The 14,457-nt window shown below is 43.5% G+C and carries 12 protein-coding genes; 2 read left to right on the forward strand and 10 right to left on the reverse strand.

The genetic code is table 11. The annotated features are described in order from the left end of the window. Positions 1-82: 82 nt before the first annotated feature. From eno to M2369_RS05050, 8 genes are all read right to left on the reverse strand, one after another. On the reverse strand, positions 83-1,375 hold the full coding sequence (eno, locus tag M2369_RS05015; RefSeq protein ID WP_003212752.1) for a phosphopyruvate hydratase: 1,293 nt from the start codon (positions 1,373-1,375) through the stop codon (positions 83-85). Between the two features lie 30 nt (positions 1,376-1,405). Then, positions 1,406-2,941, reverse strand: coding sequence for a 2,3-bisphosphoglycerate-independent phosphoglycerate mutase (gene gpmI, locus M2369_RS05020; protein WP_017359214.1), 1,536 nt, complete (start codon positions 2,939-2,941; stop codon positions 1,406-1,408). Continuing rightward, a complete protein-coding gene (gene tpiA / locus M2369_RS05025; RefSeq protein ID WP_017359213.1) occupies positions 2,934-3,695 on the reverse strand; it encodes a triose-phosphate isomerase in 762 nt (253 codons plus the stop codon). The genes gpmI and tpiA overlap by 8 nt, the downstream gene beginning before the upstream one ends. Before the next feature lie 30 nt (positions 3,696-3,725). Continuing rightward, positions 3,726-4,910 carry a phosphoglycerate kinase gene (locus M2369_RS05030; protein WP_017359212.1) on the reverse strand — a complete coding sequence of 395 codons (1,185 nt, stop codon included), beginning with the start codon at positions 4,908-4,910 and terminating at the stop codon, positions 3,726-3,728. A gap of 213 nt (positions 4,911-5,123) precedes the next feature. After that, positions 5,124-6,131 carry a type I glyceraldehyde-3-phosphate dehydrogenase gene (gap, locus tag M2369_RS05035; protein ID WP_007500174.1) on the reverse strand — a complete coding sequence of 336 codons (1,008 nt, stop codon included), beginning with the start codon at positions 6,129-6,131 and terminating at the stop codon, positions 5,124-5,126. Between the two features lie 31 nt (positions 6,132-6,162). Next, a complete protein-coding gene (locus M2369_RS05040) occupies positions 6,163-7,200 on the reverse strand; it encodes a sugar-binding transcriptional regulator (RefSeq protein WP_008347711.1) in 1,038 nt (345 codons plus the stop codon). 288 nt (positions 7,201-7,488) lie between these two features. Next, positions 7,489-8,874: an amino acid permease gene (locus M2369_RS05045; RefSeq protein ID WP_047945706.1), complete on the reverse strand. Its 1,386-nt coding sequence runs from the start codon at positions 8,872-8,874 to the stop codon at positions 7,489-7,491. Between the two features lie 137 nt (positions 8,875-9,011). Then, positions 9,012-10,205 (reverse strand): ornithine--oxo-acid transaminase, encoded by a 1,194-nt coding sequence (locus M2369_RS05050; protein ID WP_259253521.1) that lies wholly within the window; start codon positions 10,203-10,205, stop codon positions 9,012-9,014. Between the two features lie 209 nt (positions 10,206-10,414). Between M2369_RS05050 and M2369_RS05055 the strand changes: the two genes are divergently transcribed. Beyond that, positions 10,415-11,857 carry a sigma-54 interaction domain-containing protein gene (locus M2369_RS05055; protein WP_144666077.1) on the forward strand — a complete coding sequence of 481 codons (1,443 nt, stop codon included), beginning with the start codon at positions 10,415-10,417 and terminating at the stop codon, positions 11,855-11,857. 31 nt (positions 11,858-11,888) lie between these two features. Here the strand turns inward: M2369_RS05055 and M2369_RS05060 are convergent, their stop codons facing one another. Next, a complete protein-coding gene (locus M2369_RS05060; RefSeq protein WP_041507789.1) occupies positions 11,889-12,626 on the reverse strand; it encodes a FadR/GntR family transcriptional regulator in 738 nt (245 codons plus the stop codon). A gap of 173 nt (positions 12,627-12,799) precedes the next feature. Next, positions 12,800-14,098, reverse strand: a complete 1,299-nt coding sequence (rpoN, locus tag M2369_RS05065) for an RNA polymerase factor sigma-54 (protein ID WP_024719845.1) — start codon at positions 14,096-14,098, stop codon at positions 12,800-12,802. 70 nt (positions 14,099-14,168) lie between these two features. Between rpoN and yvfG the strand changes: the two genes are divergently transcribed. After that, entirely contained in the window at positions 14,169-14,384 is a 216-nt protein-coding gene (gene yvfG, locus M2369_RS05070) for a protein YvfG (protein ID WP_017359206.1), read from the forward strand. Positions 14,385-14,457: the final 73 nt, after the last annotated feature.

Raw genomic sequence — 14,457 nt, forward strand, 5'->3', positions numbered from 1 at the left:
AGCTTTGCGTCTTTATTTCAACATAAAAAAAGCGCTGCGATACGCTCTTTTCAAAAGAGCGCACGCAGCGCGTTGCTTTACATTACTTATTCAAGTTGTAGAATGTAGCAATGCCATGGTATTGAGCTGTTTCAGCCAATTGATCTTCGATGCGAAGTAATTGGTTGTATTTCGCCACACGGTCCGTACGAGACGGAGCACCTGTTTTGATTTGTCCAGCGTTTGTTGCAACTGCAATGTCTGCAATTGTGCTGTCTTCTGTTTCACCAGAACGGTGAGAGATAACAGCTGTATAGCCTGCACGTTTCGCCATTTCGATTGCATCAAATGTTTCAGTTAATGTACCGATTTGGTTTACTTTGATGAGGATTGAGTTACCAACGCCGTTTTTGATTCCTTCAGAAAGCTTCTTCGTATTTGTTACGAACAAGTCGTCTCCTACTAGCTGAACCTTGCTGCCAAGGCGCTCAGTTAATAGTTTGTGACCTTCCCAGTCGTTTTCATCAAGGCCGTCTTCGATCGAGATGATTGGGTATTTCGATACCATATCTTCATACCAGTCAACCATTTCAGCAGATGTTTTCACAACACCTTCGCCTGATAAATGATATTTACCGTCTTCTTTGTTATAGAACTCAGAAGATGCAGCATCCATCGCAAGTTTGACTTCTTCACCTGGTTTGAAACCAGCTTTTTCAATCGCTTCTACGATTGTTTGAAGTGCTTCTTCGTTAGAACCAAGGTTTGGAGCGAATCCACCTTCGTCACCTACAGCTGTGTTTAAGCCTTTCGCGCTTAATACAGATTTCAGGCTATGGAAGATTTGAGCGCCCATGCGAAGTGCTTCACGGAAGTTCGGTGCACCTACAGGCATAATCATGAATTCTTGAATGTCTACGTTGTTATCCGCATGCTCTCCGCCGTTGACGATGTTCATCATCGGTACTGGAAGCGTTTTGGAGTTGAATCCACCAAGGTATTGGTAAAGTGGAATTTGTAAGAAATCAGCAGCCGCACGTGCTACAGCGATAGATACGCCAAGGATTGCGTTTGCGCCTAATTTCCCTTTGTTTTCAGTTCCGTCAAGCTCGATTAACATTTTGTCAATTGCTACTTGTTCAGTGACATCAAAGCCTAAAAGCTCTGGTGCAATGATTTCGTTTACGTTGTTTACAGCTGTCAGAACACCTTTTCCAAGGTAACGGTCTTTGTCTCCGTCACGTAGTTCTACTGCTTCATATTCACCAGTAGAAGCACCACTTGGAACAAGCGCACGGCCAAAGCCGCCAGATTCTGTGTAAACTTCTACTTCAACTGTTGGGTTACCGCGAGAGTCTAATACTTCGCGTGCATATACGTCAACAATGTATGGCATGTTTAATTTCTCTCCTTTTGAATCAATTTGTTATTTTTGAATCAATGATGTTCCTGTCATCTCTTTTGGTTTTTCAAGACCAAGTAAGTCTAAAAGCGTTGGAGATAGATCGGCTAAAATGCCGCCTTCTCTAAGCGTCGCCCCTTTTTTCGTTACGATGACTGGAACAGGGTTTGTCGTATGTGCAGTATGCGGCTTTCCTTCTTCGGTAATGAGCACGTCTGCGTTACCGTGGTCTGCCGTGATGATGGCATGTCCGCCTTTTGCTAGGATTGCGTCGACTACAGCTCCTAAGCACTCATCTACTGCTTCAATGGCTTTGATTGTTGGCTCAAGCATACCTGAATGACCCACCATATCTGGGTTAGCAAAGTTCAGAATGATCGCATCATGCTTGTCCGCATTGATGTCTGCAACAAGTGCATCCTTTACCTCATAAGCGCTCATTTCTGGCTTGAGGTCATAGGTTGCGACATCTGGTGAATTGATTAAGATGCGGTCTTCTCCAGGAAATTCTTCTTCACGCCCACCGCTCATAAAGAACGTCACGTGAGGATATTTCTCTGTTTCAGCAATCCGCAGCTGCTTCAATCCATTTTGAGAAAGTACTTCTCCTACTGTGTTATCCAAATTCACTGGTTTGAAAGCCACATAGCCATCTACCGTTTCACTGAAGTGTGTGAAGCAGACGAAGTGTAAATCCTTCGGATGTGCTTCCCCGCGGTCAAACGAGCGGAAATCTTCATTTGTGAATGTGTTTGAAATTTGAATCGCACGGTCTGGACGGAAGTTATAGAAAATCACAGAGTCGCCGTCGTTTACTTTTGCTACCGGCTCACCATTTTCTCTCGTAATGACAGATGGAATAACGAACTCATCGTAGATTCCATTTTCATAAGAGTCATCAACGACATCATAGATGTTTTGATAACTTGGGCCTTCACCATACGCCATCGCGCGATATGCTTTCTCCACACGATCCCAGCGCTTGTCACGGTCCATTGAGTAATAGCGTCCAGAAAGTGTTGCGACTTCTCCGACACCGATTTCTTTGATTTGTTCTTCAAGCTGTTTTAAGTACACTTTCGCTGTCTTCTGACCAACATCACGTCCGTCTAAGAAGCCGTGAATGTATACTTTTGTTAAGCCTTCTTTTTTCGCTAGTTTCAGCAAGGCAAAAAGATGCTGGATGTGGCTATGCACACCGCCGTCTGACAAGAGACCGAATAGATGAAGGGCCTTGTCATTTTCTTTTGCATAAGTCATTGCATCTAGGAACGTTTCGTTTTTCTCAAATTCCCCATCACGAATGGCAACATTCACTCTTGTTAAGCTTTGGTACACGATGCGTCCTGCACCGATGTTCAAATGCCCAACTTCAGAGTTCCCCATTTGACCTTCTGGGAGACCCACTGCCTCACCTGAAGCCGTTAAGGTTTGATGCGGGAATTCGTTCCAGTAGCGGTCGAAGTTCGGTTTCTTTGCTTGGGCAACAGCGTTACCGACTGTTTCGCCTCTTAAACCGAATCCATCTAAGATGATTAATGCAGCTGGTTTCTTACTCATATTGACCTTCCTCCAATAATTGAACGAAAGACTGAGGTTCTAAGCTTGCGCCGCCTACCAAAGCACCGTCAATATCGGATTCTGCCATATATTCTTTAATATTCGCAGGTTTCACGCTTCCGCCATACTGAATGCGAAGGCTGTCTGCCGCTTCTTGACCAAATTCGCTTGCAACCGTTTGGCGAATGTGCGCACAAACATCGTTTGCATCTTTTGCTGTAGAAGATTTACCTGTACCGATCGCCCAGATTGGCTCATAAGCAATCACAGATTCAGCGACTTGCTGCTTCGTTAAACCAGCTAGTGCTTTCTTCACTTGATCAGCGACAAGTTCGTTTGTTTTGCCTGCTTCACGCTCTTCAAGCGTTTCACCTACACAGATGATTGGAACGATGCCATGCTTGAATGCAGCATGTGCTTTTTTGTTCACTGTTTCATCTGTTTCAGCGAAGAATTCGCGGCGCTCTGAATGACCGATCACTGAGTAGCCGATGCCAAGATCTTTAAGCGCAGCAGGGCTGATTTCACCAGTGAATGCACCGTTTTCTTCAAAGTGCATGTTTTGCGCACCAATTTTAAGGTCTGTTCCGTTAGAAAGGCTGTTCAGCTTTTCAAGGAAAAGGGCTGGTGCACAGACAATAGATTCCACTTTGTCAGGAGATGGAATAGATGACTTGACTTCTTCAACGAAGCTTACAGCTTCACCAAGTGTTTTGTTCATCTTCCAGTTCCCAGCTATAATTGGTTTTCTCATGATTGACACTTCCTTATAGCAGTTTTGGTCTTATTTATCGTTTAATGCAGTCACACCTGGAAGTTCTTTGCCTTCCATAAATTCAAGTGAAGCGCCGCCACCTGTAGAAATATGGCTCATCTGATCGGCAAGACCAAATTTCTCAACAGCTGCTGCTGAATCTCCACCGCCAATGACAGAATATGTATCTTTTGCTTCTGCCAGTGCTTCTGCGATTGCTTTTGTTCCTTTAGCGAATGCATCGATTTCAAATACACCCATTGGCCCGTTCCAGACAACAAGTTTGCTGTTTTTAATGACATCAGCATACTTCTCTCTTGTCTCTGTTCCAATATCAAGTGCTTCTAGATCACTTGGAATTTCAGAGATTGGCACAATGCTTGTATTCGCATCATTTGAAAAGTCGTCGGCTACCAGAACATCTGTTGGAATCAGGAAGTTCACGCCTTTTTCTTTTGCACGGTCCATAAAGGATTTCGCTAAATCTACTTTGTCTTCTTCTAATAGAGATTTCCCTACTTCGTGGCCAAGTGCTTTGACAAATGTATAAGCAAGCCCGCCGCCGATGATCAGGTTGTCCACTTTATCAAGAAGACTTTCAATCACACCGATTTTATCCTTTACTTTTGCGCCACCGATAATCGCTGTAAATGGGCGATCAGGGTTTGAAATGGCTTTTCCTAGAACCTCAAGCTCTTTTTGCATGAGGAAGCCTGAAACAGCCGGAAGATACGCTGCAATACCAGCTGTGGATGCATGTGCACGGTGTGCAGCACCGAACGCATCATTGACATACACATCGGCTAAATCAGCAAACGCTTTTGATAATTCAGGATCGTTCTTTTCTTCACCAGGATAGAAACGAACGTTTTCAAGCACTAGCACATCTCCTTCTTTTAAGTCAGAGATTTGCTTTTTCACGTTGTCGCCGTAAGCTTCATCTGCTTTTTTCACTTCTTGTCCAAGAAGCTCTTGCAGACGTTTTGCTACAGGTGTCAGACGCAGTTCTTCAGTAACTTGACCTTTAGGACGACCCAAATGACTAGCTAGTAGTACCTTTGCGCCTTGTCCTGTTAAATACTCAATCGTTGGTAATGCTGCGCGAATACGAGTATCATCCGTCACTTTTCCGTCCTTCATTGGAACGTTAAAATCTACGCGGCAGAACACAACTTTACCTTTTACGTCAATGTCTTTTACTGATTTCTTATTCATGCTCGTCAGGAGATCCTCCTTTATTCTGGTTTCCTTACGCATTGGACAAGTCTCTCTTTATCCTTTTCCCATTTTGCCCTCATCAAAACGAGAAATCGTGCAGAACGGATAAATACAGAGAAAAAGGGAAAGGGATGCTTCCCCTTCCCTTGTCCGTCTTCATTATATCGTGTCTCTAGGAAAGAACCAAGTGAGTTCCTTCAGTGTGAGAAATTAAAGACCTTGTTTTGCAATGTAAGCTGCAAGGTCAACAACGCGGTGAGAATATCCACTCTCGTTATCGTACCAAGAAATGACTTTCACCATGCTGCCTTCCATTACCATTGTAGAAAGAGCATCGATTGTTGAAGAGTTTGCATTACCATTGTAGTCACCAGATACTAATGGCTCTTCGCTGTAGCCAAGGATTCCTTTAAGTTCTCCTTCAGCCGCTTCTTTAAGTGCTGCATTTACGTCTTCAGCTGTCACATCTTGATTTAATTCAGCAACAAGATCAACTAAAGAAACGTTAGGTGTTGGAACACGCATAGCGCCACCGTTTAATTTACCTTTAAGTTCAGGCAATACAAGTGAAACAGCTTTCGCAGCACCTGTAGAAGTTGGGATGATGTTTTCCGCAGCTGCACGAGCACGACGGTAGTCTTTGTGCGGAAGATCAAGAATTTGTTGGTCATTTGTGTATGAGTGAACAGTTGTCATCATACCGCGTTTGATACCAAATTTATCGTTAAGTACTTTTGCAAATGGAGCTAAGCAGTTTGTTGTACAAGATGCATTAGAGATGACATCGTGGCTAGCTGCATCGTATTTGTCTTCGTTTACACCCATAACGATTGTGATATCTTCTTCGTTAGCAGGAGCAGAGATGATGACTTTTTTAGCGCCAGCTTCTAAGTGTTTAGCAGCGTCTGCACGCTTTGTGAAGAATCCAGTAGATTCAACAACGATTTCTACGCCTTGTTTACCCCAGCTTAATTTCGCAGGGTCACGCTCAGCTGATACTTCGATTGTTTTACCGTTCACTACTAAGTTCGTACCGTCTACAGAAACCTCTGCATCTAGTTTTCCGTGAACAGAGTCATATTGTAAAAGGTGTGCAAGCATGTTAGCGTCTGTTAGATCGTTAACCGCTACTACCTCAACTTCAGGATTGTTTAATGCTGCACGAAATACGTTACGTCCAATACGTCCAAATCCGTTAATACCGACTTTTACTGCCATGATGTTTCCTCCTTTTATAGGTCACAATGTTTTATATTGAGGGATCTATTGACTCCCTTAATAACTCTTTTGCGGCTCCTTCGTCTGTGACGAGAACCGTTCGGCGGGGTTTTTTGAAATAAGCTTCAATGGCCCCGGCCTTTGATGATCCACCTGCAACAGCAATGATGTGTGGAATGCTTTCTAAATCATCTAGCTGCATGCCGACGGAGTGCACTTTGTGGACGACCTCGCCATCACGATTAAAGTAATAGCCAAAAGCCTCTGTCACTGCGTCATGCTCATCAATCTTTTTTAAATCTTCAGCGGGTGTGTTTCGTCTCATCGCCATTGTTTTTGCTTCACCGATTCCATGAATAAGCATCGTGGATGATTTAATCGTTTGAAGCACTTCTTTGACGGACGGCTCTTCAATAATGGAAGAGTAAGCACCTTCTGACAGCTGTCCTGGAACAAACAGCAGTTTGTAAGTACCGGAAGCTTTTTCAGCCATGTGGGCACAAATGGTGTTTGCCTGATTTTTTACATTCTCCCCAAGACCGCCTCTCGCAGGAACAAACATCATGTCGCGATTTTTGGCATCAGGGGTCATCATTTCGGCAACAGCTTCCATCGTCGTTCCGCCAGTGACGGCGACGATATTATTTCCAGTAAACCTTTTTTTCATACATTGGACAGCAGCTCTTCCCATTTCTTGCTTCACCCACGGGGATTCATCGCTGTCACCAGAAACAATGATGACTTCTTCCAGGCCTAATTTCCTCTTTAATGTATTTTCCAAAAAGGTTAAACCTAAAACGTCCTTCATCATTCCTTCAAGCATTTCAAGCAAAGCATGACCTTCAGTCGTCAGCATCATACCGCTCGTTTTGACATCCAGCAGATTTTGTTCCTTTAAGAACTGAACTTCAGCTCTTAAGATACGTTCACTCAGACCAAGACTTGTCGCAAGACTTCTGCGACCAATTGGTTCAGCTAATCTGATGTACTGCAAAATGTCGTAGCGCTTTTGCATAACTGTGAGAAGATCTGGTAATAATTTTTTTTGAGCTTCCAATAAACGATTCATGGCTAACGACCCTTTCTTTTCACGTTGGACTAAAAACGTCCCACTGTGACAAAAAACGTCCCGCCACAGCCAAAAAAAATCAATCCCTGCTTTCTTTAATTATTTTAACAGGATAATCTTGCATTTTCAACTCTTACAAACACATTTAGACAAAAAATAGACACATTTTGACCGATAACCTGCTTGTCATCTAGCTTTCCGCTATTTTATTTTTTTCAAACTATTTATTTTCTTCTATATTGAATGCATTTGTCTTTGAAAAGGTGCAGGCGGTCAAAAGCCGCCTGCTTATGTTTTCGGTATCGTTTCTTTCTCTTCATTAAACCGTTTCGCATCTTCCTTCGGTTTAATCTTGAGGTAGTAAATGATGTAGCAGGCGGCCATAAATGGAACTCCGCAATAAAGACCAATCCGCTGATCCTCAATAAAGAATAAACTGATAAGAACAATGCCAAATGCGATAAAGCCTGCTAATGGCACAAATGGATAAAAAGGCGTTCGGAAGACAAGATCCTTTACATCTCCGCCCTCTTTTATGAATTGTCTCCTAAAGAAGTATTGGGATAAACAAATCGACATCCAAACCACGACAAGCACCATACCCGAAATGGATATGAGCCAGACATATACCGTTTTTGGTGCTACAACACTCGTGAGCAGTGATAGAGCGGATACACCCATTGTCACCAATAAGGCATTGATCGGGATTTTACGTTTGGATAATTTTTTCGTGAAAACAGGTCCTTTCCCGTCTTTTGAAAGCGCCCAAAGCATACGTGATGATGCATATAATCCAGAGTTCGCTACAGATAAGACGGCTGTAATGATAATAAAATTCATGATATCTGCAGCGTATGGTATGCCGACCTTGTCCAACACCACAACAAACGGACTATCCACCGCGCCGGCGGTCTGCCATGGCAGAAGCGCTGCAAGAACCGCAATCGATAAAACAAAAAAGACCATCGTCCGCCAAATAATATTCCGAATAGAGCGTGGGAGTGTTTTTTCTGGATTTTCACTCTCCCCTGCTGCAATCCCTACAAGCTCTGTTCCTTGAAAGGAGAAATTGACTGTGACCATGGTTAATAAAATCGCAAAAACACCATTAGGAAAAAGTCCGCCATGATCCGTCAAATGGCGAAATAGGGGGGCAGGTTCCCCGCCTTTCAAATGAATCATTCCGAAAATTGCGCCAATTCCAATGATAATAAACAATAAGATCGCAGCAACCTTGATGGCTGAAAACCAAAACTCGGTTTCAGCAAAGCTGCGAGCTGAGATGGCATTGATGGCAAATAAGATGACGCTAAAGGCAAGACACCAAAGCCAAACTGGGATATCAGGAAACCACCTTTGGAGCAAAATGCCTGCTGACGTAAACTCCAGCCCAATTGTACATGCCCAGCTAAACCAATAAAGCCAGCCGATCATAAAGCCTGTGGACGGACCTATATATTTGGTTGCATACTCCTGAAACGAACCAGCTGTCGGCATCGCCACTGCTAATTCACCGAGACAGAGCATGACCAAATACATGAGCAACCCGCCAATGATAAACGAAAGAATGGCTCCCCCTGGGCCTGCTTGATGAATAATGAGTCCTGACCCAAGGAAAAGGCCTGTTCCGATAACCCCGCCTAAGGCAATCATAAAAAGATGTCTGCTTTTCATGGAACGCTCTAGTTCATTATGCTGTTCTGGCTTCAAATCCGCTTCCCCACTTTCACTCTTCTATTCATCAACCTTTGACAAAATTCGCCGTTCATTGAAAGAGAAAGGGAGAATTTGAAGGCTTCTCCCTTGATCATTTATGCTTGAAATAACGCTTGGATATGAGCAATTGCCCAATCCAAGTCTTCTTTTGAAATGGTAAGCGGCGGTGCAAATCGAATCACTGTCTCATGGGTTTCTTTGCATAACAGCCCTGCTTGCTTGAGCTTTTCACAATAAGGTCTAGCTGCCTCAGTCAGTTCCATCCCAATAAATAGTCCACGCCCGCGTACTTCCTTAATCACAGGACTTTGAATGCGTGACAGTTTGTCTTTGAAATATTGCCCAAGCTCCAATGAGCGCTCGGCAAGCTTCTCGTCGATTAAAACATCTAGTGCAGCAAGTGATACTGCGCACGCAAGAGGATTCCCGCCGAAGGTAGACCCGTGAGACCCTGGATTAAATACACCTAAAATATCACGGTTTGCGACAACACACGAGATCGGGAATACGCCGCCGCCAAGTGCTTTACCAAGAATCAGCATATCCGGCTCAATGTCTTCCCAGTCGCATGCAAACATCTTGCCGGTCCGCGCTAATCCCACTTGAATTTCATCTGCGATCAATAACACATGTTCCTTCTCACAGATCGCTTTTGCCTCTTTTATAAAGCCCTCAGGCAGCATGACAATGCCCGCTTCTCCTTGAATCGGTTCAAAGAGAAAAGCCGCTGTTTGCGGAGTGATCGCTTCGCGTAACGCCTCAATATCTCCATAAGGGATGAGCTTTATGCCTGGAAGCATCGGACCGAAACCTCTTTGATATTCTGCTTCCGAAGAAAGTGACACAGCCGTCATTGTACGACCATGAAAATTCCCGGTACATGCAATGATTTCTGCGCGATTCTCTTCGATCCCCTTGACATCATAGCCCCATCGTCTCGCTGCCTTTACAGCCGTTTCCACAGCCTCAGCACCTGTATTCATCGGCAATGCCATCTCTTTATTCGTTAATTTGCAAATCTTCTCATACCATGGGCCAAGCTGATCATTATGGAAAGCCCTTGATGTGAGTGTCACGCGGTCAGCTTGTGTTTTAAGCGCTTCAATAATGCGGGGATGGCGATGTCCTTGGTTCACTGCAGAATATGCACTGAGCATATCCATGTAGCGGTTGCCCTCAGGATCAGTCACCCACACTCCCTCAGCCTCTGAAATCACAATTGGCAACGGATGATAGTTCGCCGCACCGTATTGTTCTGTTTGATGAATCAATGCTTTTGTCTGTGTCATCGTGTATTCCTCCTTCTATATGCTTGCCTCTTTTGATTGGGTTCATCTTCACTCTTATATTATGCAAGGATCATGCCAACTTAGTGATCGCTCTGTATCTAGGATTGTGCTCATCTTTAACGCAAAATAATTTTGCATATGCAAATTTTTTTAGAGGAAACCGCAAAATTTTTCATGTAAAATAGAGGTAATGTCTGGAGGTGGCGCAAGTGAAAAAAGATCAGCATACCGCAAAGCTCGAAAATGAGATTGATCTATATAAACAAATGCTCGATTTAATTGATGTTGGGGTTCACGCCATTGATGAAAATGGTAATACCATTGTTTATAACAAAAAAATGATGGAGATCGAATCTTTAAAACGTTCTGATGTCCTTTATAAAAATGTCTTAGACCTCTTTGTGTTTCAGGATGAGATGCACAGTACACTTGTCCAAGCGCTGCGAACCGGGAAACAGACGGTTCATGCAAAGCAGACGTATCACAACTACAATGGAAAAGAAATCACAACGATTAACCATACATACCCGCTCGTTCGAGACGGTTTGATTCAAGGAGCGGTTGAAATTTCGAATGATGTCACGAAACTGGAACGGCTCATTCATCACAATATGAAGAAAAAAGGAAACACACGCTTTACATTTGATTCAATCATTGGGGAGAGTCCTGCCTTTTTAGAAGTGATTGAACATGCGAAACGAGCCACACGTACCTCTTCTTATGTGCTGATTGTTGGTGAGACAGGGACGGGGAAAGAGCTATTTGCACAAAGCATTCATAATGGCAGCAGCCGTTCATCTGGACCATTTATTACGCAGAATTGCGCAGCACTGCCTGATAACCTCATTGAAAGTCTGCTTTTTGGAACACAAAAAGGGGCTTTTACAGGGGCAACAGATCAGCCCGGTCTATTCGAACAAGCGCAAGGAGGTACACTGCTTTTAGATGAGATCAACTCATTACACCCAGCTCTTCAAGCAAAACTATTGCGCGTCTTGCAAGAGAAACGTGTAAGAAGGTTAGGCAGTACAAAGGAAATCGCCATTGATGTGAGAGTGATTGCTAATATGAATGAGGACCCTGTGGATGCGATCGCAGGTGGACGGATGCGAAAGGATTTATTTTACCGGCTTGGCATTGTCACCTTGTTTATCCCGCCACTCTCTGAGCGAAAAGAAGACATCCCCACATTTGTCATGCATTTTATTCAAAAATATAATGAACTGTTTCAAATGAATGTGAAGGCGGCTGATGAAGAGGTACTTGCCCTGTTCCAAGCGTATCATTGGCCGGGCAATGTAAGAGAACTGGAGCATGTGATTGAGGCTGGAATGAATATGATGATGGACGAAACATACTTAAGCATGCATCACCTTCCTTACCATTTCCGTTTCAAGCAAGGAGAAGGACGTCCTAGTGAACACATGCAGAAGAGTCCGCTTAATCTAGCAGCTGCAGCTGATACGTTTGTCTACACGAGCTCAGATCATACAACTGACTTCCAAACCCAAATGGAACGATTTGAAAAACAATACATCGTCCATTACTTAAATAAAATGGACGACAATATTTCACAGACTGCAAAGATATTGGGCATGAGCAGGCAAAGTCTGCAATATCGAATGAAAAAGCTGCATATTTCTCTTCAATAATAGAGCTGTGCCCTTATGTGGCAAAGCTCTATTATTGAATATCTGGCTTTCCTTCCTGTTCTTGCAGCACATCACCAAGAAGTTGTTCTACTGTTTCCAAATGTGTAAGCATCGCCCTCTCCGCTTCTTCTGGCTGCTTGTCCATGACAGCTTGATAAATACGTTCATGGTCTTTGTAAAGCTGACGTATGGACGCTTTTCTTGAAAATAACACGATTTTTCTCGTTTCCCGCATCGTTTCAATTAATAAGGATGAGACCTGATTCATTAACGCCGCCAGTAAATGATTCTTTGAGGCTTTAGCGATGGCAAGATGAAATGTAAGGTCTGCCTCTTCACCAATTTCTTTATGCGCTTCTGCACGCTTCATTTGTTCTAGTGCCTCATGCAGTCGATGGAGGTCCTCGTCTGTCCGCAGCAATGCTGCCTTTTTGACAGCACCTGATTCAATGATTGATCTCACTTCAAGAAGCTGCACGATATCCTGCTGCTTCATCAAAAAAGCAGGAGATAAACAAAATGTGAGCTGCTCAGGATCGAACTGCTTCACATATGTGCCTTCTCCTTGCTTCATCTCTATTAATCCGATCGCTTTCAAAGCGGACAGCGCCTCTCTCACAGCGGAACGGCTGACTTGAAAGTTTTCAGAAAGTGCTTGAACCGAGTCTAATTTTTCGCCCGGAAGAAGCTCCCCCGTTCGAATGGATTCGACTAATGCGTCCGCAATTTCTTCATATATTTTTTTCGTTTTGATTTGTTTATATTTCAATTGGTCTCACCTCATCACTGTTGTCTACCCTATCGGCTCATGCCCTATCTTATACTTTACCCCAAAATTCAGATCACACGTCTTCCCTTTTTTCAATTCTCAAGAAATCTTCTCTCACTCTTTCACTCATCAAAAAAGAAGCACGTGCCATTGTTTCTGGCATGTGCTTCTTTTTAATCATATCGCTTCCGCAGCGTGGAAGACGGAAGGTTCATTTGTTCACGATATTTGGCAATGGTTCTGCGAGAGACGCGAATACCAAAGGTTTGCTGAAGCTGCGTCATGATTTGCTGATCCGAATACGGTTTTTTCTTATTTTCTGATTGAATCAGCTCTGCAATGTGGGTCTTCACTGTGTAGCTGGATGCTTCTTCGAGCGAATGCCCTTCTAGTTTCGCTTGGAAAAACTGTTTCATTTCCATTAACCCATAAGGGGTCTGCACCATTTTCCCTTTGACTGTTCGACTCACTGTCGACTCATGCACTTGTAATATATCTGCAACCCGCTTCATCGTAAGCGGTTTCATTTTATGCTTCCCTGTCAGGAAAAAATCAGTCTGTTGTAAGATAATCTCACGAACGACATTTGTCATCGTTTGTTTTCTCTGCTTCAGCGCTTGAACAAGCCAATTGTACTGCTGATGCTTTTCCTTTAAATATGCATATGCTTCATGCCGCTTTTGATCTTGAATCATGGCGAAATACCCTTCATTCATTTCAATGTCCGGAAAAGCACGCTGGTTCAGCTCGAATGTGATGTGACCTCCCGCAGCTGTAATCAACACATCTGGTTCTATATACACATCCTGGTCTTCATAAGAGAAATGAAGGCCTGGTCTTGGTTCGAGAAGCGACACCTCATCTTGTATGGCTTGCAGGGTTTTCAACGGCATACCTGTTTTAGCTGCGATTTCCTTCCAAGCCTTCCTTGCGAAAAGAAAGAAATGCCCTTCGATGATCAGCTCTGCTTCATACCAGCGATCCTTTTTTCGTCTAAGCTGGAGCAGGATGCATTCTTGCAATGATCTAGCGCCAATACCGGCAGGCTCTAATGATTGAAGCTGATGAAGAACGGCCTCTACTTCTTCTGCCGAAGCCTGTAACACAGCGGCCATTTGGTCAACCGGTTCATTTAAATAGCCATTGGAATCAATGGACTCAATCATGAATTGAAATATTCTTTGATTCTTTTCACTTAAATTCAAATCAATGGCCTGTCTCTTTAAATACATTTGCAGGCTTTCTTTTTGATGCGTACGATACGGCTCTGTCATTCGATCTTGCGTTCTTTTATGATAAACTGGTTGATAGCTGTCCGTGTCTTTCCGCTCAATCAGAGGGTTCTCAAGCGCTAACTGATCAAGATACTCACCCAGCTCTGCACAATTCAATTGCAGCAGCGTAATCGCCTGCCTGAGTTCTTGCGTGAGTACCTGCTTTAATACTAGTTCTTGTTGCAGTTTAAGGCTCATTGTCTCCCCTCCCTCTCATCATTTTACATGAAGATTGACGGACCGTATATACGAAATAGGAGTGATTTCCATGTCTGAACTTTTTTCCGTTCCATACTTTATTGATAACTTAAAACAGCACATTGCCATGAATCAACATGAAGACAAGATTCATGCCATGAACGCTTATTATCGGTCGGTGGTTTCTACACTTGTGCAGGACCAATTGACGAAAAATGCTGTTGTCTTGAAGCGAATTCAGCATCTCGATGAAGCGTACCAAAAGGTGAAAAAAGAAAGCGAATAAATGGACGAAAAACAACACCCTTTCTCATGATTGCAAAGGGTGTTTTTCATGCAGGAAAAGCTTTTGATCCAGC

It is taken from the genome of Bacillus sp. JUb11 (assembly GCF_024807925.1).
In the GTDB taxonomy this organism is placed as follows: domain Bacteria; phylum Bacillota; class Bacilli; order Bacillales; family Bacillaceae; genus Bacillus; species Bacillus altitudinis.

Coding starts and splice junctions, on each gene's coding strand:
- eno (WP_003212752.1), bottom strand. CDS start 1,375: ATGCCATACATTGTTGACGTATATGCACGCGAAGTATTAGACTCTCGC.
- gpmI (WP_017359214.1), bottom strand. CDS start 2,941: ATGAGTAAGAAACCAGCTGCATTAATCATCTTAGATGGATTCGGTTTA.
- tpiA (WP_017359213.1), bottom strand. CDS start 3,695: ATGAGAAAACCAATTATAGCTGGGAACTGGAAGATGAACAAAACACTT.
- M2369_RS05030 (WP_017359212.1), bottom strand. CDS start 4,910: ATGAATAAGAAATCAGTAAAAGACATTGACGTAAAAGGTAAAGTTGTG.
- gap (WP_007500174.1), bottom strand. CDS start 6,131: ATGGCAGTAAAAGTCGGTATTAACGGATTTGGACGTATTGGACGTAAC.
- M2369_RS05040 (WP_008347711.1), bottom strand. CDS start 7,200: ATGAATCGTTTATTGGAAGCTCAAAAAAAATTATTACCAGATCTTCTC.
- M2369_RS05045 (WP_047945706.1), bottom strand. CDS start 8,874: ATGAAAAGCAGACATCTTTTTATGATTGCCTTAGGCGGGGTTATCGGA.
- M2369_RS05050 (WP_259253521.1), bottom strand. CDS start 10,205: ATGACACAGACAAAAGCATTGATTCATCAAACAGAACAATACGGTGCG.
- rpoN (WP_024719845.1), bottom strand. CDS start 14,098: ATGAGCCTTAAACTGCAACAAGAACTAGTATTAAAGCAGGTACTCACG.
- yvfG (WP_017359206.1), top strand. CDS start 14,169: ATGTCTGAACTTTTTTCCGTTCCATACTTTATTGATAACTTAAAACAG.